This is a genomic window from Kitasatospora sp. NPDC001309 (assembly GCF_042896295.1).
Classification (GTDB): Bacteria; Actinomycetota; Actinomycetes; order Streptomycetales; family Streptomycetaceae; genus Kitasatospora.
Genome location: NZ_JBIAXC010000027.1, coordinates 108890 through 130487 on the forward strand (window position 1 = coordinate 108890; position 21598 = coordinate 130487).

Sequence of the window (21598 nt, forward strand, 5' to 3'; positions counted from 1 at the left end):
ATGGCACGGATCTTCTGGATGGCGGTCGGCGCCGGCGCCGCGGTGTGGGCCATGAACAAGGCCAACGGCGCCGTGCAGCGGCTCACCCCGGACAGCCTCTCCGGCACCGCCGCGCGCGGTGCGCTGCACCTGGGCGACCGGGCCAGGCAGTTCGCCCAGGACGTGCGCTCCGGCATGGCCGAGCGCGAGGAGCAGCTCAAGGACGACCTCGGACTGCACGGCACGGCCGTGGCGGAGCCCCGGAGCACCCGCCGGGTGCTGCGCGGCGAGCCGCAGTACCGAGCTATCTCGGCGGTGCCCGGTCGCCCGGCCGCCGCCCTGCCCCCCGCCCGCGCCCTGCCCGACGGCGGGGGCCGCACCGTCCCACAGACCATTGAAGAAACGCCCCGCCGAGCCCTGCCGCGGGGCGGAACGAACCGGAAGGACCACTAATGGAGTCGGCTGAGATCCGCCGCCGCTGGCTGCGCTTCTTCGAGGAGCGCGGCCACACCGTCGTTCCGTCGGCGTCCCTGGTCGCCGACGACCCCACCCTGCTGCTGGTCAACGCCGGCATGGTGCCGTTCAAGCCCTACTTCCTGGGCGAGGTCAAGCCGCAGTTCTCGCGCGCCACCAGCGTCCAGAAGTGCGTGCGCACCCTCGACATCGAGGAGGTCGGGAAGACCACCCGGCACGGCTCCTTCTTCCAGATGTGCGGCAACTTCTCCTTCGGTGACTACTTCAAGGAAGGAGCCATCAAGTTCGCCTGGGAGCTGCTCACCACTCCCGTCGCGGACGGTGGCTACGGCCTGGAGAAGGAGAAGCTCTGGATCACCGTCTACAAGGACGACGACGAGGCCGAGCAGATCTGGCGCGACGTCATCGGCGTGCCCTCCGAGCGCATCCAGCGCCTGGGCATGAAGGACAACTTCTGGTCGATGGGCGTCCCCGGCCCGTGCGGCCCGTGCTCGGAGATCAACTACGACCGCGGCCCCGCGTACGGCGAGGAGGGCGGCCCGGCGGTCAACGGCGAGCGCTACCTGGAGATCTGGAACCTGGTCTTCATGCAGTACGAGCGCGGCCACGGCGACGGCAAGGACGGCTTCGAGATCCTCGGCGACCTGCCGAGCAAGAACATCGACACCGGTCTCGGCCTGGAGCGCCTCGCCGCCATCCTGCAGGACGTCGACAACCTCTTCGAGATCGACACCAGCCGGATGATCCTCGACCGCGCCGCCGAGCTCACCGGCCACACCTACGGCGCCGACCACAAGTCGGACGTCTCGCTGCGCGTGGTCACCGACCACATCCGCACCGCGCTGATGCTGGTCGGCGACGGCGTCACCCCCGGCAACGAGGGCCGCGGCTACGTGCTGCGCCGCATCCTGCGCCGCGCCATCCGCAACATGCGCCTGCTGGGCGCCACCGAGCCGGTGGCCAAGGAGCTCATCGACGTCGCGATCAAGGCGATGGCGCCGCAGTACCCCGACCTGGAGAGCGACCGCAAGCGCATCGAGACGGTCGTCGTCGGCGAGGAGGCGGCCTTCCTGCAGACCCTCAAGGCCGGCACCAACCTGCTGGACGTCGCGGTCACCGAGACCAAGCAGTCCGGTGGCGTGGTGCTCTCCGGCGACCAGGCCTTCAAGCTGCACGACACCTACGGCTTCCCGATCGACCTCACCCTGGAGATGGCCGAGGAGCAGGGCCTCCAGGTCGACGAGGCCGGCTTCCGCCGTCTGATGCAGGAGCAGCGGGACCGCGCCAAGGCGGACGCCAAGGCGAAGAAGATGGGCCACGCCGACGTCGCCGCGTACCGCGAGGTCGCCGACAAGTCCGGCGCGAGCGTCTTCACCGGCTACAGCCTGACCGAGGGCGAGGCCACCGTCGTCGGCCTGCTGGTGGACGGCGTCCCGGCGCCGGCCGCCTCCGAGGGCGACGAGGTCGAGCTGATCCTCGACCGCACCCCGTTCTACGCCGAGGGCGGCGGCCAGCTCGCCGACCACGGCCGGATCCGGCTGGAGTCCGGGGCGGTCGTCGAGATCCGCGACGTGCAGCAGCCCGTCCCGGGCGTCGTCGTCCACTCGGGCGGCGTGCTGTTCGGCGAGGTCGTGCTCGGCGCCTCGGCGTACGCCACGATCGACATCGACCGCCGCCGGGCGATCGCCCGCGCCCACTCGGCCACCCACCTGACCCACCAGGCGCTGCGCGACGCGCTCGGCCCGACGGCCGCCCAGGCCGGCTCCGAGAACGCCCCGGGCCGCTTCCGCTTCGACTTCGGCTCGCCCGCCGCCGTTCCGGGCAGCGTGCTGGTGGACGTCGAGCAGAAGATCAACGACGTGCTGGGCCGCGAGCTGGAGGTCACCGCCGAGGTCATGACGATGGACCAGGCCCGCAAGGCCGGCGCCATCGCGATGTTCGGCGAGAAGTACGGCGACGAGGTGCGGGTCGTCTCGATCGGCGACTTCTCCAAGGAGCTGTGCGGCGGCACCCACGTCGGCAACACCGCCCAGCTGGGCCTGGTGAAGCTGCTCGGCGAGTCCTCGATCGGCTCCGGCGTGCGCCGCGTCGAGGCGCTGGTCGGCGTCGACGCGTACAAGTTCCTGGCCCGCGAGCACACCGTGGTGGCCCAGCTCACCGAGCTGGTCAAGGGCCGCCCGGAGGAGCTGCCGGAGAAGATCTCGGGCATGCTCGCCAAGCTCAAGGACGCCGAGAAGGAGATCGAGCGCTTCCGCGCCGAGAAGGTGCTGGCCGCCGCGGCGGGCCTGGCCGACTCGGCCGAGGACGTGCACGGCATCGCCGTGGTCGCCGCGCAGGTCGCCGACGGCGTGGGCGCGGACGAGCTGCGCAAGCTGGTCCTGGACGTGCGCGGCCGCCTGGGCGCCCGCCCGGCCGTGGTCGCCGCGTTCACGGTGGCCAACGACCGCCCGCTGACCGTGATCGCCACCAACGAGGACGCCCGCGGCCGCGGCATCAAGGCCGGCGAGCTGGTCCGCACCGCCGCCAAGACCCTCGGCGGCGGCGGTGGCGGCAAGGACGACGTCGCCCAGGGCGGCGGCTCCAACCCGGCCGCGGTCGGCGAGGCGATCGCCGCGGTGCGCGGCCTGGTCGCGGAGCGCGCCAGCTGATGGAGCAGGAGGAGAGGCCCTTCCGGCGTGGGCGGCGGATCGCCGTCGACGTCGGTGACGCCCGGATCGGGGTCGCGTCCTGCGACCCCGACGGGGTGCTCGCCACACCGGTGGAGACCGTTCCGGCCGGGGTGAAGTCGCAGGCCAGGATCGCCGCGATCGTCGAGGAGTACGACGCGATCGAGGTGGTCGTCGGGCTGCCGCGCTCGCTCAGCGGCAAGGAGGGTCCGGCCGCGGAGAAGGTCCGGGCCTACGCCACGCGGCTGGCCAACCGGGTCTACCCGGTGACGGTGCGGCTGGTGGACGAGCGGATGACGACCGTCACCGCGACCCACGGGCTGCGCGCCTCGGGGGTCAAGGCGAAGAAGGGCCGCTCGGTGGTCGACCAGGCCGCCGCGGTGGTGATCCTCCAGACCGCCCTTGAGTCCGAACGGGTGAGCGGACGCCCGCCCGGTGAGAGCGTCGAGGCGACCGGCTGACCGGCCTGCTCTAACGTCCCGAAGAGGGGTCCGTGCGGACACGTCCGCACGGACCCCTCTTTCGTTCGTTTCCGTGTCCGTTTCGGATCGATCTGCATCGATTCGCGTCGGCTCGGAGCGATTCTCAGCGATTCGGGACCGCCGAGGGGACCGCGAGCCATGACCGACCAGGACTTCCACCCGGGGCTCACCCCGGGACACCTGGGTGCGCCGGTGCTGGAGCCGGAGGGCCGTCCTCCGGGTGCGCCCCGGCCGCGCTCCGATGCGCCGGATCCGCACCGACGGCGTAACGGACTGGCCTGCGGACTCACCGCCTTCGCCCTGGTCGCCGTCTTCGGCGGGATCGGGCTCACCGGCTACACCTGGTTCCAGCACCAGCGCAAACCCGCGGCGGCCGCCGACTACGCGGGGCAGGGCAGCGGCAGCGTCCAGGTCTCGGTGCCGGAGGGCGCGGGCCTGTCCCAGATCGCCTCCGCGCTGGTCCGCAACGGGGTGGTGGCCAGCTCGCTCGCCTTCACCCGGGCGGCGAAGGGCAGCGCGGCCGCCGCCGGGCGGATCCAGCCCGGCACGTACACCTTGAAGCAGAAGATGTCGGCCGCCGCCGCGCTGTCCGTCCTGATCGACCCGGCCAACGCCAACGGCCTCACCATTCCCGAGGGGTGGCGCGGCTACCAGATCTTCGCGGCGATCGACAAGAAGCTCAACCTCCCCGCGGGCACCACCCAGAAGGCCGCCCAGGACCAGGGCGCCGAACTCGGCCTCCCGGACTTCGCCAAGGGCAGCCCTGAGGGCTACCTGTTCCCGGCCACCTACGCCGTCACCGACGGGACCACCGCGCTGGACCTGTTGAAGCAGATGGTCGAGCGGGCGGGCAAGGAGTTCAGCCGGGACGACGCCAACGTCGTCGCGCAGAACCTCGGGCAGAGCCTGTACGGGCTGGTCACCGTCGCCAGCATGGTCCAGGGCGAGGCCGACAACACCGAGGACATGGGCAAGGTGGCCCGGGTCATCTACAACCGGCTGGCCAAGGGGATGCCGCTCCAGCTGGACTCCACCATCAACTACGCCCTCGGCCGCTCGACCCTGAACACCACGGTCACCGACACCAGGCTGGACTCCCCGTACAACACCTACCTGCACCCGGGCCTGCCGCCGTCGCCGATCTCCAACCCGGGCCGGCAGGCGATCATGGCGGCGCTGGACCCGACGCCGGGGGACTGGGTCTACTTCGTGACCGTGAAGCCCGGGGACACCCGCTTCACCGACAGCTTCGAGGTGCAGCAGAAGAACGTCGCCGAGTTCAACGCCGCCCGGGCGGCCAAGCCGAGCGCCCCGGACTCGCCCGCTCCGAACGCCGCCGCCACCCCCTCGACACCGGGCGCCGCCACCCCGTGACGGCCCCGTACGCCGAGCGTGAGGTCGCTCACTGACAGTGCGTCCGCCCGGGCGGGGGTACGGCTGCGGTACGGTAACGTCTCCTCCCAGGCGCTGCGCTAGCACGCCGGTTCGAGAATCAGCCGGGACCGCGTCGTCCCGGACGGCCGGTCCGATCCTCCGGTCGTCACCGTCGGTTAAGGGGATCAATGACCGATCTGGGTGGGGGCTACGGCCCCCAGGGCGAGCCGTGGCACCCCGGTGATCCCGGGTACGGCGGTCAGCAGCCGGTCCCCGGCCAGCAGGACGGCCAGTGGCAGCAGTACCCGCAGCAGGACCAGCACGGCCAGCAGCCGTACGGGGACGCGCAGCAGGGGTACCCGCAGCAGCAGATCCACAACGGCCACCCCCAGCAGATGATGCCGCCCCAGGGGTACCAGCAGCACGGCATGCCGCAGCAGGGGTACCCGCAGCAGCAGATGCCGCAGCAGGGCTTCGACCAGGGGTACCCGCAGCAGGGCATGGGCCAGCAGGACATGGGTCATCCGGGCATGGGCCAGCCTGGCATGGGTCAGCAGGGGCAGGCCTACCCGCAGCAGATGCAGCAGGGCATGCCCCAGCAGCAGATGCAGCAGGGGATGCCCCAGCAGGGCTACGGGCAGCAGCAGATGCCGGTGCAGCAGCAGGGCATGCCGCAGCAGGTGCAGCAGGTGCAGCAGGGGATGCAGCCGGGGATGCCCCAGCAGCAGGCCGGCATGCAGGAGCCCGCTCCGCAGCAAGCCCGGCCGCGGCGCGCCCGCCCGGCCGTGGAGCCCGAGGCCGCCTCCGGTCCCGGCCCGGACGGCATCGACTGGGAGGCCGAGGCCGCTGCGCTGGAGTCCGGCGCCGATCCGGTCGGCGGCGCGCACGAACCCGCGGAGGGGGAGTGGGACGGCCGCGCCGCGGAGGAGCACCACGAGGGCGACCTCTACCTCGACGAGCACGCCGAGGCCGAGCAGAGCGGCTTCCTCGGTGAGCAGGACGACTCCCGCGAGGCGAAGAAGAAGCGCAAGGAGAGCGGCAAGAAGGCGGGCCGTCGCAACGGCGGCGCCTGCCTGGTGGTCGCCGTGGTGCTGCTGGGCCTGCTCGGCGGCGGGGGCTGGTGGGGCTACGGCTTCTACCAGGACCACTTCGGCCCGCCGCCGGACTTCACCGGCGAGGGCACCGGCTCCGTCCAGATCGAGGTCAAGCAGGGCGCGGTCGGCGGGCAGATCGGTGCCGCCCTCAAGGCCGCCGGTGTGGTCAAGAGCGTCGACGCCTTCACCAAGGCCTGTGACGCCGAGCCCAAGTGCACCACGATCCAGTACGGCTTCTACACCTTGAAGAAGGAGATGCCGGCCGCGGCCGCGGTCAAGGAACTGCTGGACCAGGCGGGCGGCGCGGCGATCGTGTTCCCGGAGGGCAAGAACTCCTCCGAGATCTACGCCACCATCGACAGCAAGTTGAAGCTCCAGAAGGGCACCACGGCGGGCGTCGCCAAGGCGCAGGTCAACGACCTCGGGCTGCCGGCGTACGCGAACGGCAACATCGAGGGCTTCCTCTGGCCGACCCGCTACAACATCGCCGACGGCATGAAGCCCGAGGACCTGCTCAAGCAGATGGTGAAGACCGCCACCGACAAGTACGCCAACCTCGACGGCCAGGCCTCCAAGGCGGGCCTCAAGAACGGCTACGAGGTGGTCATCGAGGCGAGCATCCTGCAGCGCGAGGGCAACAACCCGGGCGACTTCGCCAAGATGGCCAGGACCATCCAGAACCGGCTGGCCAGCGACGCCGTGCGCCACACGCTCGGCATGGACACCACGCTGCAGTACTCGCTGGGCCGCAAGGAGCTCACGTCGAAGGACATCAACGACGGGTCCAACAAGTTCAACACCTACATCAACCCGGGCCTGCCGCCGACGCCGATCTCCAACCCCGGTGACGAGGCGCTCAACGCGGTGCTCAACCCGGCGGACGGCAAGTGGCTGTACTTCATCGCGATGTCCCCGACCAACACCCTGTTCGCCGAGACGGACAAGGAGCACGCGGCCAACGTCGAGGCGTACTGCAAGGCGGCGGGCCAGGGCTTCGACAAGGTCGGCCTGCACTGCACCACGAAGTAGGCGGCACCACCGAGTAGCCGTCACCGAACCGTCGTTCACGGAGAGGCAGTGTTGACCAGCAAGCACCGGGCGGCCGTCCTCGGCTCGCCGATCGCCCACTCGCTCTCGCCCGACCTGCACCGGGCCGCCTTCGCGGCGCTCGGGCTGGACGGCTGGCGCTACGACCGCTTCGAGGTCGACGAGGCCGCCCTGCCCGGGTTCCTCGCCGGGCTGGACGAGGCCGAGTGGGCGGGGCTGTCGCTGACCATGCCGTTGAAGCGGGCGATCATCCCGCTGCTGGACGAGGTCAGCGCCACGGCCCGGGCGGTGGACGCGGTGAACACCGTGGTGTTCACCGCCGACGGGCGGCGCACCGGGGACAACACCGACGTCCCCGGCCTGGTCAACGCGCTGCGCGAGCGCGGCATCGCCGAGGTGTCCGCCGCCGCCGTGCTGGGGGCCGGGGCCACCGCCTCCTCGGCGCTGGCCGCGCTGGCCCAGGTCTGCACCGGCGAGGTGACGGTCTACGTGCGCAGCGCCGAGCGGGCCCGGGAGATGGCCGAGCTGGGCGAGCGGCTCGGCGTGGCGGTGCGGACCGAGGACTGGGAGCGCGGTGCGGAGGCGCTGGAGCGGCCGCTGACCGTCTCCACCACCCCGGTCGGGGCGACCGACGGCTTCGCCGCGGGGCTGCCCACGGACCCGGGGGCGCTGTTCGACGTGCTGTACCACCCGTGGCCGACGGCGCTGGCCGCCGCCTGCGCCGCGCGCGGGGCGACCGTCCTCGGCGGACTGGACCTGCTGGTCCACCAGGCGGTGCTGCAGAGCGAGGCCTTCACCGGGCGGGCGCCCGGGCCGCTGGCGGCGATGCGCGGGGCGGGGGAGCGGGCGCTGGCCGGGGGCTGAGCCCCCGGGCCGGACGTGCCGTCGCGCGCGGCCGAATCGTTTCGTGGAGTGACCGGTTGCCGTCCGTCACGCGGACTGTGCCCCCGGGGGCTGCCGGGTCATGAAAGGATTCGGACAGAAGGCACGCTCGGGCGGGCCCCGGCGGTGCCGTGGGCCGGCCCGCTGATGAAGGAGCTCCGTTGGGTACGTTGCGCTGGCTGACGGCGGGGGAGTCGCACGGCCCCGCACTCGTCGCGACGCTGGAAGGCCTGCCCGCCGGTGTACCGGTCACCACCGACGTGGTGGCCGACGCGCTGGCGCGCCGCCGGCTCGGTTACGGCCGCGGGGCGCGGATGAAGTTCGAACAGGACGAGGTGACCTTCCTCGGCGGCGTCCGGCACGGCCTGACCATGGGCAGTCCGGTCGCGATCATGGTCGGCAACACCGAGTGGCCGAAGTGGGAGCAGGTCATGTCGGCCGACCCGGTCGACCCCGAGGTGCTGGCGGGCCTGGCCCGCAACGAGGCGCTGACCCGCCCCCGGCCCGGCCACGCCGACCTGGCCGGCATGCAGAAGTACTCGATCGAGGAGGCCCGGCCGATCCTGGAGCGCGCCAGCGCCCGGGAGACGGCCGCCCGGGTCGCGCTGGGCGCGGTCGCCCGTGCGTACCTGCGCGAGGTGGCCGGGATCGAGATCGTCAGCCACGTGGTCGAGCTGGCCGCCGCCAAGGCGCCGGCCGGCGTGCTGCCGCTGCCCTCGGACGAGGCCCGGCTGGACGCCGACCCGGTGCGCTGCCTGGACGCGGACGCGTCGAAGGCGATGGTCGCCGAGATCGACCAGGCCCACAAGGACGGCGACACCCTCGGCGGCGTGGTCGAGGTGCTCGCGTACGGCGTGCCGGTGGGCCTCGGCTCGCACGTGCACTGGGACCGCCGGCTGGACGCGCGGCTGGCCGCCGCGCTGATGGGCATCCAGGCGATCAAGGGCGTCGAGGTCGGCGACGGCTTCGACCTGGCCCGGGTCCCCGGGTCGCAGGCGCACGACGAGATCGTCCCGACCCCCGAGGGCGTCAAGCGCACCTCCGGCCGCTCCGGCGGCACCGAGGGCGGTCTGTCCACCGGCGAGGTGCTGCGGGTGCGCGCCGCGATGAAGCCGATCGCGACCGTGCCGCGGGCGCTGCAGACCCTGGACGTGCGCACCGGTGAGCCGGCCAAGGCGCACCACCAGCGTTCGGACGTCTGCGCGGTGCCGGCCGCCGGCATCGTCGCCGAGGCGATGGTCGCGCTGGTGCTGGCGGACGCGGTGAACGAGAAGTTCGGCGGCGACAACGTCTCCGAGACCCGCCGCAACGTCCAGGGCTACCTCGACAACCTGATCATCCGATGACGAAGCCCGTCGTGGTGCTGGTCGGCCCGCCCGGCAGTGGCAAGTCGACCGTCGGGCGGGTCCTGGCCGAGCGCCTGGGCGTCGGCTTCCGGGACACCGACGCCGACATCGAGGCGCTGGCCGGCAAGCCCATCCCGGAGATCTTCATCGACGAGGGCGAGCCGCACTTCCGCGAGCTGGAGGTCCGCGCCGTGCGCGCGGCCGCCGAGGGACACGACGGGGTGCTGGCGCTCGGCGGCGGCGCGGTGATGGCCGAGGCCACCCGCGCGCTGCTGCGCGAGCTGCCGGTGGCCTTCCTGGAGGTCCCGCTGGGCGACGCGGTCAAGCGGGTCGGCCTGGACGCCCCGCGCCCGCTGCTGGCCGTCAACCCCCGGGCCCGCTGGCGCGAGCTGATGGAGGCCCGTCGCCCCCTCTACCTGGAGGTGGCCACTGCCGTCGTCGACACCGCCGACCGCACCCCCGAGCAGGTCGCGGACGCCGTACTGGAAGCACTGGAGCTGAACACCCCCCATGACTGACACCACCGTCAGGATTCACGTCGGCGGCAGCGCCGGCCACGACCCGTACGACGTGCTGATCGGGCACCAGCTGCTCGGCGAGCTGGCGCCGCTGATCGGGACCCGGGCCAAGCGGGTCGCGATCATCCACCCGGAGGCGCTCGCCGCCACCGCCGACGCCGTCCGCGAGGACCTGGCCGGCGAGGGGTACGAGGCGATCGCGCTCCAGGTGCCCAACGCCGAGGAGGCGAAGAGCGCCGAGGTCGCCGCGTACTGCTGGTCGGTGCTCGGCCAGACCGGCTTCACCCGCAGCGACGTCGTGGTCGGCCTCGGCGGCGGGGCCACCACCGACCTGGCCGGCTTCGTCGCGGCCACCTGGCTGCGCGGGGTGCGCTGGATCTCCATGCCCACCACGCTGCTCGGCATGGTCGACGCGGCCGTCGGCGGCAAGACCGGCATCAACATCGCCGAGGGCAAGAACATGGTCGGCGCCTTCCACCCGCCGGTGGGCGTGCTGGCCGACCTCGGCACCCTGGAGACCGTGCCCAAGCACGACTACGTCTCCGGCCTCGCCGAGGTCATCAAGTGCGGCTTCATCGCCGACCCGGCCATCCTCGACCTGATCGAGGCGGACCCGGAGGGCGCCAGGACGCCGGCCGGCCCGCACACCGTCGAGCTGATCCGCCGGGCCATCCAGGTCAAGGCCGACGTCGTCTCCGGGGACCTCAAGGAGTCCGGCCGGCGCGAGATCCTCAACTACGGCCACACCCTCGGCCACGCCATCGAGCGCAACGAGCGCTACAAGTGGCGGCACGGCGCGGCGATCTCCATCGGCATGGTCTTCGCCGCCGAACTCGGCCGCCTGGCGGGCCGGTTGGACGACGAGACGGCCGACCGCCACCGCACCGTGCTGGCCTCGGTCGGCCTGCCGCTGACGTACCGGGCGGACGCCTGGCCCAAGCTGCTGGACGCGATGAAGATCGACAAGAAGTCGCGCGGCGACCTGATCCGCTTCATCGTCCTGGACGGCCTCGGCAAGACCTCCGTGCTGGAGGGCCCCGACCCGTCGCTGCTGGTCGCCGCGTACGCGGAGGTCTCGGCGTGACCCGGGTGATGGTGCTCAACGGCCCCAACCTGGGCCGGCTGGGCAGCCGGGAGCCGGACGTCTACGGGGCCACCTCGTACGCCGGGCTGGTCGAGCGCTGCACCGCGCTGGGCAAGGAGTTCGGCTTCGAGGTCGAGGTGCACGAGACCAACTCCGAGCAGCAGATGGTGGAGTGGCTGCACGAGGCGGCCGACGGGCAGGTGCCCGTGGTGATCAACCCGGGCGCGTTCACCCACTACTCGTACGCGATGCGGGACGCCGCTGCGCAGCGCACCGCGCCGCTGATCGAGGTGCACATCTCCAACCCGTACGCGCGGGAGACCTTCCGGCACAACTCGGTGATCGCGGCGGTGGCCTCCGGCACCATCGCGGGCTTCGGGATCGGGTCGTACGAGCTGGCGCTGCGGGCGCTGGCGGAGCAGCTCGCCGCGCGCTGAGGAGCGGGGCGGCGGGGCCTTGGGGCGCGGGTTTCGGGTGCCGTCGACGGTCGCTGAACGGCTGTGACGGGAACCGACCGGATTCGACGCGAGTTGACCTTGTGACGGGCGCGAGTTGGCCGACGGTTGACCCGAGTTGACGCCGGTCGACCACGGGTCGACCACGAGCCGACCTGGGCCGAAACCGCCCGTGGCCGGGCGAGCAGGGCGCGTTCGGCGGCCCGGCGGCGGACTGTGCCCGCTGCCGGGCCGCCGTGTAATGTCCCCGCTGAGAGGTGTCGGGAGGTGCCGTGACGCAGTACGCCGGAGGCGGGGAGGTCCCGCCGCGTCCCGCCGCTCCGCCGGTGCCGCCGGTGGGCGGTGCGGGGGTGTCCCCGCCGGTCGTTCCGGCCCCGGTCGCCGCACCCGCCGCGCCCGCCGCGACGCCTCCGCCGCCTCCGTCGCCGCCGCCCGCCGCGGCGTCCGTCACGGTTCCGGCCCCCGTCCCGAACCCCGTGCCGGTGCCGAACCCGGTGGCGGCGCCGAACCCCGTGTCCGTCCCCGCCGCGGCACCGCCGCCCGTGCCCCTCCCGGCCGGCGGCACCGGGCACTTCGTGCTGCCCGCCGGCACGCCCGTCCAGCTCCCCGCCCACCCCTCGCAGCGCCACACGCCCGCCGGCCCCATCGCCGTCCTGCTGATCGGCCCGGCCGGGGCGGGCAAGACCACCGTCGCCCGGTACTGGGCCGAGCGCCGGGGCACCCCGACCGCGCACATCAGCCTGGACGACGTCCGCGAGTGGGTGCAGTCCGGCTTCGCCAACCCGCAGGCCGGCTGGAACAACGCCTCCGAGGCCCAGTACCGGCTGGCCCGCCGGACCTGCGGATTCGCCTGCCGCAACTACCTGGCCAACGGCATCTCCTGCATCATCGACGACGCCGTCTTCCCGGACCGCCCGGCGATCGGCCTCGGCGGCTGGAAGCGGCACATCGGCCCGGGCATGATCCCGGTGGTGCTGCTGCCCAGCCTGGACTCGGTGCTGCGCCGCAACGCCCGCCGCGGCGGCACCAGGCGGCTCGGTGACGAGGAGGTCGCGCGCATCCACGGGCGGATGGCCGGCTGGTACAACTCCGGACTGCCGATCATCGACAACTCGTACCTGGACGTCGCCGGTACGGCCGCCGAGCTGGACCGGGTCATCCTGGCCCGGCTGATGGGCATGCCGGTCCGCTGACCACGGGGTTCGGGCGCGGCCGGGGGCGGCTGAGATGATGGACGGGTCCTGCCAGAACCACCCGGGGAGCTGACGTCCGTGCCGGAAGGCCACATCATCCACCGCCTCGCCGGCCAGAACCGGAAGGCCTTCGGCGGCCGCCCGGTGCAGGTCTCCAGCCCGCAGGGCCGCTTCGCCGACGAGGCCAAGGCGCTCGACGGGCAGCTGCTCATCGGCGCGGAGGCCACCGGCAAGCACCTCTTCCTCGGCTTCGAGGAGAGCGGCTGGGTGCACATCCACCTCGGGCTCTACGGCGGCTTCACCTTCGGCACCGGCCCGGCGCCCGAGCCGGTGGGGCTGATCCGCCTGCGGCTGGCCAACGACGACGGCTACGCCGACCTGCGCGGCCCCAACACCTGCGCGCTGGTCACCGGGGCCGAGAAGGCCGCCGTCGCCGCCCGCCTCGGCCCCGACCCGCTGCGCGCCGACGCCGACCCGGAGGCGGCCTGGCGCCGGATATCGGGCAGCCGCACGACCGTCGCCGCGCTGCTGATGGACCAGAAGGTGCTGGCCGGGGTCGGCAACGTGTACCGCGCCGAGGTGCTGTTCCGCCACCACATCGCCCCGCACCGGGCCGGCCGCGACCTCACCCGCCGCGAGTGGGACGCGATCTGGGCCGACCTGGTCGACCTGATGCACCAGGGCGCCGCCGCCGGCCGGATCGACACCGTGCGCCCCGAACACACCCCCGAGGCGATGGGCCGCCCACCCCGGGTCGACGACCACGGCGGCGAGGTCTACGTCTACCGCCGCGCCGCGATGCCCTGCCTGGTCTGCGGCACGGAGGTGCGGACGGAGGCGCACGCGGCGCGCAACCTGTTCTGGTGCCCGACCTGCCAGGCGGCCTGAGGAGGATTCAGGCGCCAGGGACCACCCGACGCCGTAGGCTGGGCCCGGGCTGGTCGGAGGGAGCGCGCGGGTGGACGGCTACGAGGTGTCCAACAGCTTGTCGGGCACGGTGGTGCACGGCAACGTGGTCCAGGGCGGGAACGTCACGGTCCAGCTGCCCCCGAAGCACCGAGTCCCGTACCAGGTCAGGCCGCCGCGGAAGAGCTTCGTCAACCGGGAGCGCGAACTCGCCGCGCTCACCGCCGCTTCGGGCGAGGCCGAGCGGGGCGGACCGGCCATCGTGGTGTTCACCGGCCTGGGCGGCGTCGGCAAGACCGAGCTGGTGGCCAAGTTCGCGATGGAGCAGGCGGAGCGCTTCCCGGGGGGTGTGCTCTACGCGGATCTCAAGGCCTACCGGCACCGCTCGGCGGTGGATCTGGCCGGAGTGCTGGAGGGCTTCCTCCGCGCTCTCGGGGTCCGCCCGCCGGACGCGGAGGCGGAGCGCTTCGGGGAGTTCCGGACGGTGACCGCCGAGCAGCGCTGCCTGGTCCTCCTGGACAACGCCGAGCACGCCGCCGAGGTGCGCGCCCTGCTGCCCTCCAGCGGGATGGTGGTGGTGGCGAGTCGGCGGCGGCTGGATGCGTTGCGGATGGACGGTGCCGAGGTGCGGCAGCTGGACCGCCTGGGCGCGACGGCCGCGGCCGCTCTGGTGCGGGGCTGGCTGAGCGCCGAGCGCGGCACCGACGACGAGGTGGCGGCGCTGGTGGAGCGTTGCGACGGGCTGCCGATCGCGCTGAACGCGGTCGGCAGCCAGCTGCTGCGCCGGGGCCGGCTGTCGGTGGGTCAGGTGATCGCCGAACTGTCGCACCAGGAGGGCAGGTTGGCGGTGCTGGACAACGACGAGGGGAACCTGCGGGGAACGTACGACCCGGTGTACGAGCGGCTCTCGCCGCAGGGGCGGGCGCTCTACCACCTGATCGGTGTGCACCCGGGCCCGTTCGTGTCGGCCGAACTGGCGGCCGCGGTGGGCATCGAACGGGCGGAGGACGCCCTGGACGAGCTGTGTGCCGTCCACCTCCTGGACGTGGTCGTCGACCAGGGGGTGGACGACCGCTTCCAGGTCCACGAGGTGGTGCGCACCCACGCCTACCTCTGCGCCCGTGAACTGCCCGACCGCACCGAGCTGCTGGCGCGGGCGGTGGCGTACTACCGGGGCAGGGCGTCGGTGGCCGACCGGGCGACCGGGCCGCGGCTCCGGTTGCAGGACCCGACCGGCGACGCCCTGCCCGGCTTCCGGTCCGGAGCGGACGCGCTGGAGTGGCTGCACGCGGAACGGGCGAACCTGCGAGCGGTGGTGAAGGCCGCGGCCGACCAGCAGTGGCACGACGAGGCGTGGTGGCTGTGCGAGTCGTTGTGGCCGCTCTACCACGGTCGGAAGCTCTACGAGGACTGGATCGCCACCCACCGGACCGGCATCGAGTCGGCCCGGTGGGCCAACAACCCGGACGCGGTGGTCCGGATGCACAACCAGTTGGCCCGGGCGCATTACGAGCGCCAGGACTTCCGGCTCGCCGCCGAGCAGTTGGCGCTCGCCACCGAGCAGGTGCCGCTGGTGGCCAACCGCCAGGTGGTGGGCGTGCTGTACGAGACGGACGGCCTGCTGTGCCTGGCCGACGGCCGGCCCGGTGACGCCGTCGAGCGGTTCACGCTGGCGCTGGAGGAGAACCGGGGCGATGCCCACGGCGAGATCGTGCAGAGCTACAACCTGGCGCAGGCCCTGATCGCCGACGGCCGCCCGGAGGAGGCGCTGGCCGTGCTCGCGGAGGCCGGTGCCCGGGCCGTGGACACGGACGACCGGGACATGCTGATGAAGCTGCCGCTGGTCCGCGCCCGGGCCCACCGCGCGCTCGGCCGGCTCGACCTGGCCGTCGCGGACGCGGGCGACTGCGTGCGGCGGGCCGAGGAACGGAAGGCGTACCCGAAGGAGGCCCAGGCGCACACCCTGCTGCTCGCCCTCGCCGAGGAACTGGACGACCCGGAGTTGGCGGCGCGGAGCCGGGCCCGGCTGCGGGAGCTGGCCGGTTAGGCCCTGTCCGGGGCCGGTCAGGGCCCGGCGGTGAAGGCGACCCGGGTGCAGTGCCGGCCGGTGCGGACGGTGAGGCCGTGCTCGGGCAGGCCGGCCGGGTCGCCGCCGTCGGAGAGCCAGCAGGCGACGGCGGAGCCGAGCAGCAGGGGGTCGAGGACGGGCTCGGGGCTGCCGAAGTCGCGTGCGGCGTGGGCTTCGAGGAGTCGGCCGCCGGGCAGCCGGAGCAGGTGCCGGGCCGGGCCGAGGGCGGCCACCGCGACGGCGAGGCCGGGCAGTTCGAGGGCGGTGTCGGCGAGCCACTCGACGGCGGGGCGTTCGGCCCGGGCCTCGGTGCGGGCGAGGACTTCGGCGGTGTACCGCAGGGCGTCGCCCGGGTGGTCGTCGGTGAGGGCGTGGAAGCCGCGCGGGGTGTGGTCGTCGGGGTGGAAGGGGTAGCGCCGCAGGCTGACCTCCGTCCCCTCGCTCTTGCCCTCGACGTCGTACGCGCTGGGCCCTTCGCCGCCTCCGGGCCGGGGCGCGGGCTTGGGGTAGGGCGGCAGGACGGGTTCGCCGGCGGGCTCGTCGAGGCCGTCGAGGAAGGAGTAGAGCAGTGGGCGCAGCAGTCGGGCGGATTCGCCGCGGTGGGCGAGCGAGCGGTCGGTGATGGCCGTCAGGTCGGTGCGGTCGTCCGGGGTCCGGGCCAGGGCGAGTTCGAGTTGGGCGGCGAGGTCGCCGTCGGGGTCGAGGACGGGTGCGGCCTGGCCGAAGGCGTAGCTGGGGGACCGCGGGTCGAGTTCGGCGGCGCCGGTGGCGACGATCATCGTGGGCCGTCGCAGGGCGGCGCCGTAGAAGGAGACCGAGCCGTGGTCGCCGATCATGACGTCGGCGGCGACGAGGGCGGCCTGCCAGCCCTGGTGGGGCGGGACGAGGCGCAGGCCCATCCGCCGGGCGTCGTCGAGCAGGGCCGCCGGGTCGTGCCGGCTCCAGATGTTGGGGTGCAGCACGACGGCCACCGCGTACTCGTCGGCGGGCAGTCGGCGGACCAGCCGCTGCGGCAGGTCGGGGTGACGGCCGAATAACGAGTGCTCGCTCCAGGTGGAGTCGACGACGACGAGTCGCCGGCCGTCGACGGCGCCGAGGGCGGCGCGGTAGCCGTCGCGGGAGCGTCGGCTGCGCAGGATCCGGTCGAAGCACGGGTCGCCGACGACCTCGGCGACGTCCAGGGCCTCGGGGCAGGAGGCCCGCAGCCGGTCCAGCTGTTCGGGGTGGGAGAGGCCGAGGACGTCGACGAACACCTCTCCGCGGTGGGTGAGTTCGTTGCGGGAGAGGCCGGCGGAGCTGACCGCGTCGCCGGTGGACTCGGTGACCAGGCGGTTGTAGCCGGCACCGTGCGGGAGGACGACCAGGCGGGCGTCCAGCCGGTGCATGGAGGCGTGGACGGCGCAGGCGACGGCCAGGTCGAAGCGGTGGCGGACGGCGTCCTCCCAGTCCAGCACGGTGTAGCCGGGCAGGCCGTGGAGGTACTCGTCCAGGGCGCGGTCGGCGAACGCGGAGCCGGGGTTGACGGTGAAGTACCGCTCGATGCCGTCCGGGTCGAGCAGGGTGAGGACGTCCAGGACCCGGGTCGCCGAGGTGAGGGTGCGGGCGACCGCCAGCACGCGGGCCTTGACCGGGCGGGTGTTCCAGCGGTCGGCGGGCCAGACGTGGGGGTGGGACGGCACATCGTGATCGTACTCACCCCGCCGCGCCCCCGGCGTGGTTTGCCGAGTGTCGGTCAGCCCGCCGCCGCGGCGGGCTCCTCGTGGTCGGCGGCGGCGCACTCGTCGAGGAGGGGGCGCAGGGCGTCGTCCACGAGCCGGTAGCGCACCACGCGTCCGTCCTTGTCGCCGGTGACCACGCCCGCCGTGCGGAGCAGTCGCAGGGCCTGGGAGACGGCCGGGTCGCGCATGCCGGTGGCGACCGCCAGGTCGCTGACGGCGAGCGGGCCGGCCCGGTGGAGGGCGAGCAGCAGGGCGAGCCGGCCGGGGTCGGAGAGCAGGGAGAACCGCTCGGCCCAGGTCCGGACGTGGGCGGTGTCCCCGATGGCGGCGATGGCCTCGCAGACCCGGTGTCCGTCGATGGTGCGGTGGCCCGCGCGGTCGGCCGGTACGAGATGCATGCGGACATTCTGGCAGCTCACGACCTGTGATCCTGGACACCTGCACAGGTGCGCAACCTTGCGAGGGTGTGGTCCTGCCCCTACGGTGTTCCCCGCCGTGGTGCTCGGGAAGACCGGTGACGGACCCTCAACAGGTCCCATTCCGGAGCGGCCCTCGCCACTGTGATCGGGGGACAGTCGTCCGGATCCACGTGCCACTGGGTGCTTCGTGCACCTGGGAAGGCGGGTCGGGAAGCCCCGTGAGCCAGGAGACCGGCCACGGCATCTCACGAAGTCATTCCACGAGGTGCTGGAGCGTGATCCGAAGATGACCCTGCCCGAAACCGCCGCGCCCGCCGAGGCGGGCCCCGCCCCCTCCGTACTGCCCACCTTCCGGTGGAAGCGCGAGGACACCCTCCGGACCGCCGGGTTGATGGGGGTGATCCTGGCCATGCACGTGGTGGCCTTCGGGACCCTCGTCTTCCTGGTCGCGCCGCACAACTACGCCGTCGGCACCCAGGTCTTCGGGGTGGGCCTGGGCATCACGGCCTACACCCTCGGCATGCGGCACGCCTTCGACGCCGACCACATCGCGGTGATCGACAACACCACCCGCAAGCTGATGGCGGACGGCAAGCGGCCGGTCTCGGTCGGCTTCTGGTTCGCGCTCGGCCACTCCTCGATGGTGGTCATCATGGCTGCCCTGGTGGCGGGCGGCGCCCAGCTGGCGAACACGCTGATGGACGACGACTCGGCCACCCACAAGTGGCTCGGGCTGGTCGGCACCACGGCCTCCGGCGCCTTCCTCTACCTGATCGGAGCGCTCAACCTGGCGGCGCTGCTCGGCATCCTCAAGGTGTTCCGCTCGATGCGGGCCGGGCAGTTCGACGAGTCGGAGCTGGAGGCGCACCTCGACTCGCGCGGCTTCATGGCCCGGATCCTGAACCGGGCGACCCGCTCGATCACCCGGCCCGGGCAGATGTTCCCGGTCGGCATGGTGCTGGGCCTGGGCTTCGACACCGCGACCGAGGTCACCCTGATGGTGATGGCCGGTTCGGGCGCGGCGGCCGGGCTGCCCTGGTACGCGATCGTCTGCCTGCCGCTGCTGTTCGCGGCCGGGATGAGCCTGTTCGACACCCTGGACGGGACGTTCATGAACTTCGCGTACCAGTGGGCCTTCTCCAACCCGGTGCGCAAGGTGTACTACAACCTGACCATCACCGGGCTGTCGATCGCGGTGGCCTTCATCATCGGCACCATCGAGCTGGTCGGCGTGCTGCACGAGAAGCTCGACCTGACCGACCCGGTGACCGGGTTCATCGCGGACATCTCGCTGGACAACGTCGGCTACGCGATCGCCGGGCTGTTCGTGGTGGTGTGGGCGATCGCCATCGCGTACTGGAAGCTGGCGGGCGTCGAGAAGCGCTGGACGCCCACGCAGCAGCAGTAGCGGTGGCGGCAGTGCCCGCGCGTCGCGAACGGCGCCTCCCCGAGCCGGGGAGGCGCCGTTCGCGTTCCGCCGTCAGTGCCGGTCGCCGTAGCGGCGGCGGAACTGCTCGACCCGGCCGGCGGTGTCGAGCACCCGGGACTGGCCGGTGTAGAAGGGGTGGCTCGCCGAGGAGATCTCGACGTCGATCACCGGGTAGGTGTTGCCGTCCTCCCACTCGACCGTGCGGTCACCGGTGACCGTGGAGCGGGTGAGGAAGGCGAGGCCGCCGACCTTGTCGCGGAAGACGACCGGGCGGTAGGCGGGGTGGATTCCGGGCTTCATGGCTGGGCTCCTCCGAGGGGGTTCGTGCGGTCAGCGCTCTTCGCGGAAGTCGACGTGCCGGCCCGTGACCGGGTCGTACTTGCGCAGGACCATCCGGTCCGGGTCGTTGCGGCGGTTCTTGCGGGTCACGTACGTGTAGCCGGTGCCGGCGGTGGAGCGGAGCTTGATCACGGGGCGCAGTTCGCTGCGGGCCATCGGGCGTCCTCCTGGGGTCTCGGGCCCGTGGACCCTCGGGGTCCGGGGGCCTCCGGGTGCGGGGTTCGCGGGGCTGGATCGGAACCGTACACCGAAATGGATGTCATTTTCATCTGGTGTAACGTGACCTCCGTCCTGCCCATTCCCGGACGCCAGGGAGCACCCATGTCCGCCCACTGCCGGCTCACCGGCCGCCGGCCCGGCTTCGGCAACGCGATCTCGCACTCGCACCGCCGCACCCCGCGCCGCTTCGACCCCAACATCCAGCGCAAGCGCTACTGGCTGCCCAGTGAGGGCCGGTACGTCCGGCTGGTGCTGAGCGCCAAGGGGATCAAGACCGTCGACACGATCGGCGTCGAGGCCGCCGTCGCCCGCATCCGCGCCCGAGGGGGGAAGGTCTGATGGCCAAGCAGAGCAAGATCGCCAAGAACGAGCAGCGGCGAGTGATCGTCGCCCGCTACGCCCAGCGCCGGGCCGAACTCAAGCGGCTCATCGCCCACCCCGGCACCGCCCCCGCCGAGCGCGCCGCCGCCCAGGCCGAACTCGCCCGCCAGCCCCGCGACGCGAGCCCCACCAGGGTCCGCAACCGCGATGCCGTCGACGGCCGGCCGCGCGGCTACCTGCGCGCCTTCGGCCTCTCCCGGGTCAACCTGCGCGTCCACGCCCACGCCGGACACCTGCCGGGCGTGCGCAAGGCGAGCTGGTGAGCGGCATGGACGGCACCAGGCTCCCGGTGGTGGTGGTCGCCGGGCTGCACCCGGACGAACGCCGGTCCGCCGTCGAGGAGTTGACGGCCGCCGCGGTGGACGCCGTGGTGCTGCGGCACGACCTGCGGGACGCCGCGCGCGGCCTGGTCCACCGCGAACTGCGGGACGCCGGCGGGGCGTTCGACACCGGCTCGGTCCCGCTGGTGAACGACTGCCCGTGCTGCGCCCTGCGCGAGGACCTGCTGCCCCGGCTGCTGGAACTCGCCGACGGCGGCCGGTACGGGCTCGCGGTGGTCGAACTCTGGGGCGGCAGCGACCCGCACCCCGCGGTCGAGGTGCTCGCCGGGGGCGAGGTGGACGGCCGCCCCCTGGCGGAGGCGATCGAACTCGCGGGCGTGGTCACCGCCGTCGACCCGGACCGGCTGGTCGGCGAACTCTCCGTGCCCGACGAGCTGGTGGAGCACGGGCAGCACACCGCCGCCCGGGACGAACGCACCCGCGCCGAGGCGCTCGCCCACCAGGTCGAGTACGCCACCACGCTCGCCGTGCCGCGCGCCACCGCGCACGCGCCGGGGCTCGCGCTGCTGCGCCAGCTCCACCCGACCGCCCGGGTGGTCCGGCTCGGCACCGGTGCGCTCGCCCGGGCCGCCCTCGGCGGCTTCGACGTGGCCGCCGCGCGCGACCGCGTCAACCCGGCGATCGCGCTGCTCCCCCAGGAGAGCGACGAGGCCGGGGTGAGCACCCTGGTCTGGGAGCGCCGCCGGCCGCTGCACCCGGAACGGCTGCACCGGGCCCTCGAACTGCTCGTCCCGGCCGCCCAGCGCAGCCGCGGCAGGTTCTGGCTCGCCAACCGGCCCGACCTGATGCTCGCCTGGGACGCGGCCGGGGCCAACCTCGCGGTCGAGGAGTGCGGGCCCTGGCTGATCGCCCTGCCCGACGCCGCCTGGGACCTCTACCCGCCGGCCCGCCGCGCCGCGGCCGCCCTCGACTGGCACCCCCTGCACGGGGACCGGGTGCAGCAGCTCACCTTCACCGCGGAGGGGTTGGACGTCGACGGCCTCACCGAACTGCTCGACTCCTGCCTGCTCACCGACACCGAACTCGCCGCCGGCGAACCCGGCTGGAAGGCCCTCCCGGACGGCTTCCGGGACCTCCTCGACCCCGTCCACCACTGACAGTGAGGATGTTCATGAGCGGTTCCCGGGCAGGTCTGACTCAACCTCTGACTGACCTCGGGTCCTCAACCGGATCTGTCGGCCTCG

At 73.2% G+C, this 21598-nt stretch carries 21 protein-coding genes and 1 riboswitch; of the genes, 17 read left to right on the forward strand and 4 right to left on the reverse strand.

Features of this window, described 5'->3' with window-relative positions; genetic code table 11:
* From ACFY2K_RS25675 to ACFY2K_RS25735, 13 genes are all read left to right on the forward strand, one after another.
* Positions 1–432 (forward strand): DUF6167 family protein, encoded by a 432-nt coding sequence (locus ACFY2K_RS25675; protein WP_375889983.1) that lies wholly within the window; start codon positions 1–3, stop codon positions 430–432.
* Positions 432–3101 (forward strand): alanine--tRNA ligase, encoded by a 2670-nt coding sequence (gene alaS, locus ACFY2K_RS25680; protein ID WP_375889982.1) that lies wholly within the window; start codon positions 432–434, stop codon positions 3099–3101. The genes ACFY2K_RS25675 and alaS overlap by 1 nt, the downstream gene beginning before the upstream one ends.
* Positions 3101–3580, forward strand: a complete 480-nt coding sequence (gene ruvX, locus ACFY2K_RS25685; RefSeq protein ID WP_380526855.1) for a Holliday junction resolvase RuvX — start codon at positions 3101–3103, stop codon at positions 3578–3580. Before alaS ends, ruvX begins: the two co-directional genes overlap by 1 nt.
* Before the next feature lie 159 nt (positions 3581–3739).
* Positions 3740–4975, forward strand: coding sequence for an endolytic transglycosylase MltG (gene mltG / locus ACFY2K_RS25690; RefSeq protein WP_380532164.1), 1236 nt, complete (start codon positions 3740–3742; stop codon positions 4973–4975).
* Positions 4976–5163: 188 nt separating this feature from the next.
* A complete protein-coding gene (gene mltG / locus ACFY2K_RS25695) occupies positions 5164–7098 on the forward strand; it encodes an endolytic transglycosylase MltG (protein WP_387714286.1) in 1935 nt (644 codons plus the stop codon).
* Positions 7099–7149: 51 nt separating this feature from the next.
* Complete coding sequence (locus ACFY2K_RS25700; RefSeq protein ID WP_387714289.1) at positions 7150–7980, forward strand: shikimate dehydrogenase; 831 nt, start codon at positions 7150–7152, stop codon at positions 7978–7980.
* Between the two features lie 179 nt (positions 7981–8159).
* On the forward strand, positions 8160–9344 hold the full coding sequence (aroC, locus tag ACFY2K_RS25705; protein WP_375889974.1) for a chorismate synthase: 1185 nt from the start codon (positions 8160–8162) through the stop codon (positions 9342–9344).
* Entirely contained in the window at positions 9341–9862 is a 522-nt protein-coding gene (locus ACFY2K_RS25710; RefSeq protein WP_380532174.1) for a shikimate kinase, read from the forward strand. Before aroC ends, ACFY2K_RS25710 begins: the two co-directional genes overlap by 4 nt.
* A complete protein-coding gene (aroB, locus tag ACFY2K_RS25715) occupies positions 9855–10946 on the forward strand; it encodes a 3-dehydroquinate synthase (protein ID WP_375889972.1) in 1092 nt (363 codons plus the stop codon). The genes ACFY2K_RS25710 and aroB overlap by 8 nt, the downstream gene beginning before the upstream one ends.
* A gap of 8 nt (positions 10947–10954) precedes the next feature.
* Positions 10955–11383: a type II 3-dehydroquinate dehydratase gene (gene aroQ, locus ACFY2K_RS25720; protein ID WP_375890060.1), complete on the forward strand. Its 429-nt coding sequence runs from the start codon at positions 10955–10957 to the stop codon at positions 11381–11383.
* Positions 11384–11727: 344 nt separating this feature from the next.
* A complete protein-coding gene (locus ACFY2K_RS25725) occupies positions 11728–12594 on the forward strand; it encodes an AAA family ATPase (RefSeq protein WP_380532181.1) in 867 nt (288 codons plus the stop codon).
* Between the two features lie 78 nt (positions 12595–12672).
* Positions 12673–13482, forward strand: coding sequence for an Fpg/Nei family DNA glycosylase (locus ACFY2K_RS25730; RefSeq protein ID WP_375889969.1), 810 nt, complete (start codon positions 12673–12675; stop codon positions 13480–13482).
* A 70-nt stretch (positions 13483–13552) separates the two neighbouring features.
* On the forward strand, positions 13553–15547 hold the full coding sequence (locus ACFY2K_RS25735) for an AAA family ATPase (RefSeq protein WP_380595034.1): 1995 nt from the start codon (positions 13553–13555) through the stop codon (positions 15545–15547).
* 17 nt (positions 15548–15564) lie between these two features.
* Here the strand turns inward: ACFY2K_RS25735 and ACFY2K_RS25740 are convergent, their stop codons facing one another.
* Positions 15565–17247, reverse strand: coding sequence for a hypothetical protein (locus tag ACFY2K_RS25740; RefSeq protein WP_375889965.1), 1683 nt, complete (start codon positions 17245–17247; stop codon positions 15565–15567).
* A gap of 53 nt (positions 17248–17300) precedes the next feature.
* Positions 17301–17684: an ArsR/SmtB family transcription factor gene (locus ACFY2K_RS25745; protein ID WP_380401448.1), complete on the reverse strand. Its 384-nt coding sequence runs from the start codon at positions 17682–17684 to the stop codon at positions 17301–17303.
* An 81-nt stretch (positions 17685–17765) separates the two neighbouring features.
* A riboswitch (cobalamin riboswitch) is annotated at positions 17766–17960 on the forward strand.
* Between the two features lie 31 nt (positions 17961–17991).
* Here ACFY2K_RS25745 and ACFY2K_RS25750 point away from each other — a divergent pair.
* Positions 17992–19113, forward strand: coding sequence for a HoxN/HupN/NixA family nickel/cobalt transporter (locus ACFY2K_RS25750; protein WP_375889961.1), 1122 nt, complete (start codon positions 17992–17994; stop codon positions 19111–19113).
* Positions 19114–19185: 72 nt separating this feature from the next.
* On the opposite strand, the gene ACFY2K_RS25755 is transcribed toward ACFY2K_RS25750, so the two are convergent.
* On the reverse strand, positions 19186–19434 hold the full coding sequence (locus tag ACFY2K_RS25755; RefSeq protein WP_375889960.1) for a type B 50S ribosomal protein L31: 249 nt from the start codon (positions 19432–19434) through the stop codon (positions 19186–19188).
* Between the two features lie 30 nt (positions 19435–19464).
* Positions 19465–19629, reverse strand: a complete 165-nt coding sequence (gene rpmG, locus ACFY2K_RS25760) for a 50S ribosomal protein L33 (RefSeq protein ID WP_387714296.1) — start codon at positions 19627–19629, stop codon at positions 19465–19467.
* 165 nt (positions 19630–19794) lie between these two features.
* Between rpmG and rpmB the strand changes: the two genes are divergently transcribed.
* The 3 genes from rpmB to ACFY2K_RS25775 are packed head-to-tail and all read left to right on the forward strand — an operon-like array spanning position 19795 to position 21511.
* Entirely contained in the window at positions 19795–20031 is a 237-nt protein-coding gene (gene rpmB / locus ACFY2K_RS25765; RefSeq protein WP_350508652.1) for a 50S ribosomal protein L28, read from the forward strand.
* Positions 20031–20336, forward strand: a complete 306-nt coding sequence (gene rpsN / locus ACFY2K_RS25770) for a 30S ribosomal protein S14 (RefSeq protein ID WP_375889956.1) — start codon at positions 20031–20033, stop codon at positions 20334–20336. The genes rpmB and rpsN overlap by 1 nt, the downstream gene beginning before the upstream one ends.
* 5 nt (positions 20337–20341) lie before the next feature.
* Positions 20342–21511: a CobW family GTP-binding protein gene (locus ACFY2K_RS25775; RefSeq protein ID WP_387714304.1), complete on the forward strand. Its 1170-nt coding sequence runs from the start codon at positions 20342–20344 to the stop codon at positions 21509–21511.
* The last annotated feature ends 87 nt before the right edge of the window (positions 21512–21598 follow it).

Coding starts and splice junctions, on each gene's coding strand:
- rpsN (WP_375889956.1), top strand. CDS start 20,031: ATGGCCAAGCAGAGCAAGATCGCCAAGAACGAGCAGCGGCGAGTGATC.
- ACFY2K_RS25745 (WP_380401448.1), bottom strand. CDS start 17,684: ATGCATCTCGTACCGGCCGACCGCGCGGGCCACCGCACCATCGACGGA.
- rpmB (WP_350508652.1), top strand. CDS start 19,795: ATGTCCGCCCACTGCCGGCTCACCGGCCGCCGGCCCGGCTTCGGCAAC.
- ACFY2K_RS25710 (WP_380532174.1), top strand. CDS start 9,341: ATGACGAAGCCCGTCGTGGTGCTGGTCGGCCCGCCCGGCAGTGGCAAG.
- mltG (WP_380532164.1), top strand. CDS start 3,740: ATGACCGACCAGGACTTCCACCCGGGGCTCACCCCGGGACACCTGGGT.
- rpmG (WP_387714296.1), bottom strand. CDS start 19,629: ATGGCCCGCAGCGAACTGCGCCCCGTGATCAAGCTCCGCTCCACCGCC.
- aroQ (WP_375890060.1), top strand. CDS start 10,955: ATGGTGCTCAACGGCCCCAACCTGGGCCGGCTGGGCAGCCGGGAGCCG.
- ACFY2K_RS25775 (WP_387714304.1), top strand. CDS start 20,342: ATGGACGGCACCAGGCTCCCGGTGGTGGTGGTCGCCGGGCTGCACCCG.
- alaS (WP_375889982.1), top strand. CDS start 432: ATGGAGTCGGCTGAGATCCGCCGCCGCTGGCTGCGCTTCTTCGAGGAG.
- mltG (WP_387714286.1), top strand. CDS start 5,164: ATGACCGATCTGGGTGGGGGCTACGGCCCCCAGGGCGAGCCGTGGCAC.
- ruvX (WP_380526855.1), top strand. CDS start 3,101: ATGGAGCAGGAGGAGAGGCCCTTCCGGCGTGGGCGGCGGATCGCCGTC.
- aroB (WP_375889972.1), top strand. CDS start 9,855: ATGACTGACACCACCGTCAGGATTCACGTCGGCGGCAGCGCCGGCCAC.
- ACFY2K_RS25750 (WP_375889961.1), top strand. CDS start 17,992: ATGACCCTGCCCGAAACCGCCGCGCCCGCCGAGGCGGGCCCCGCCCCC.
- ACFY2K_RS25755 (WP_375889960.1), bottom strand. CDS start 19,434: ATGAAGCCCGGAATCCACCCCGCCTACCGCCCGGTCGTCTTCCGCGAC.
- ACFY2K_RS25675 (WP_375889983.1), top strand. CDS start 1: ATGGCACGGATCTTCTGGATGGCGGTCGGCGCCGGCGCCGCGGTGTGG.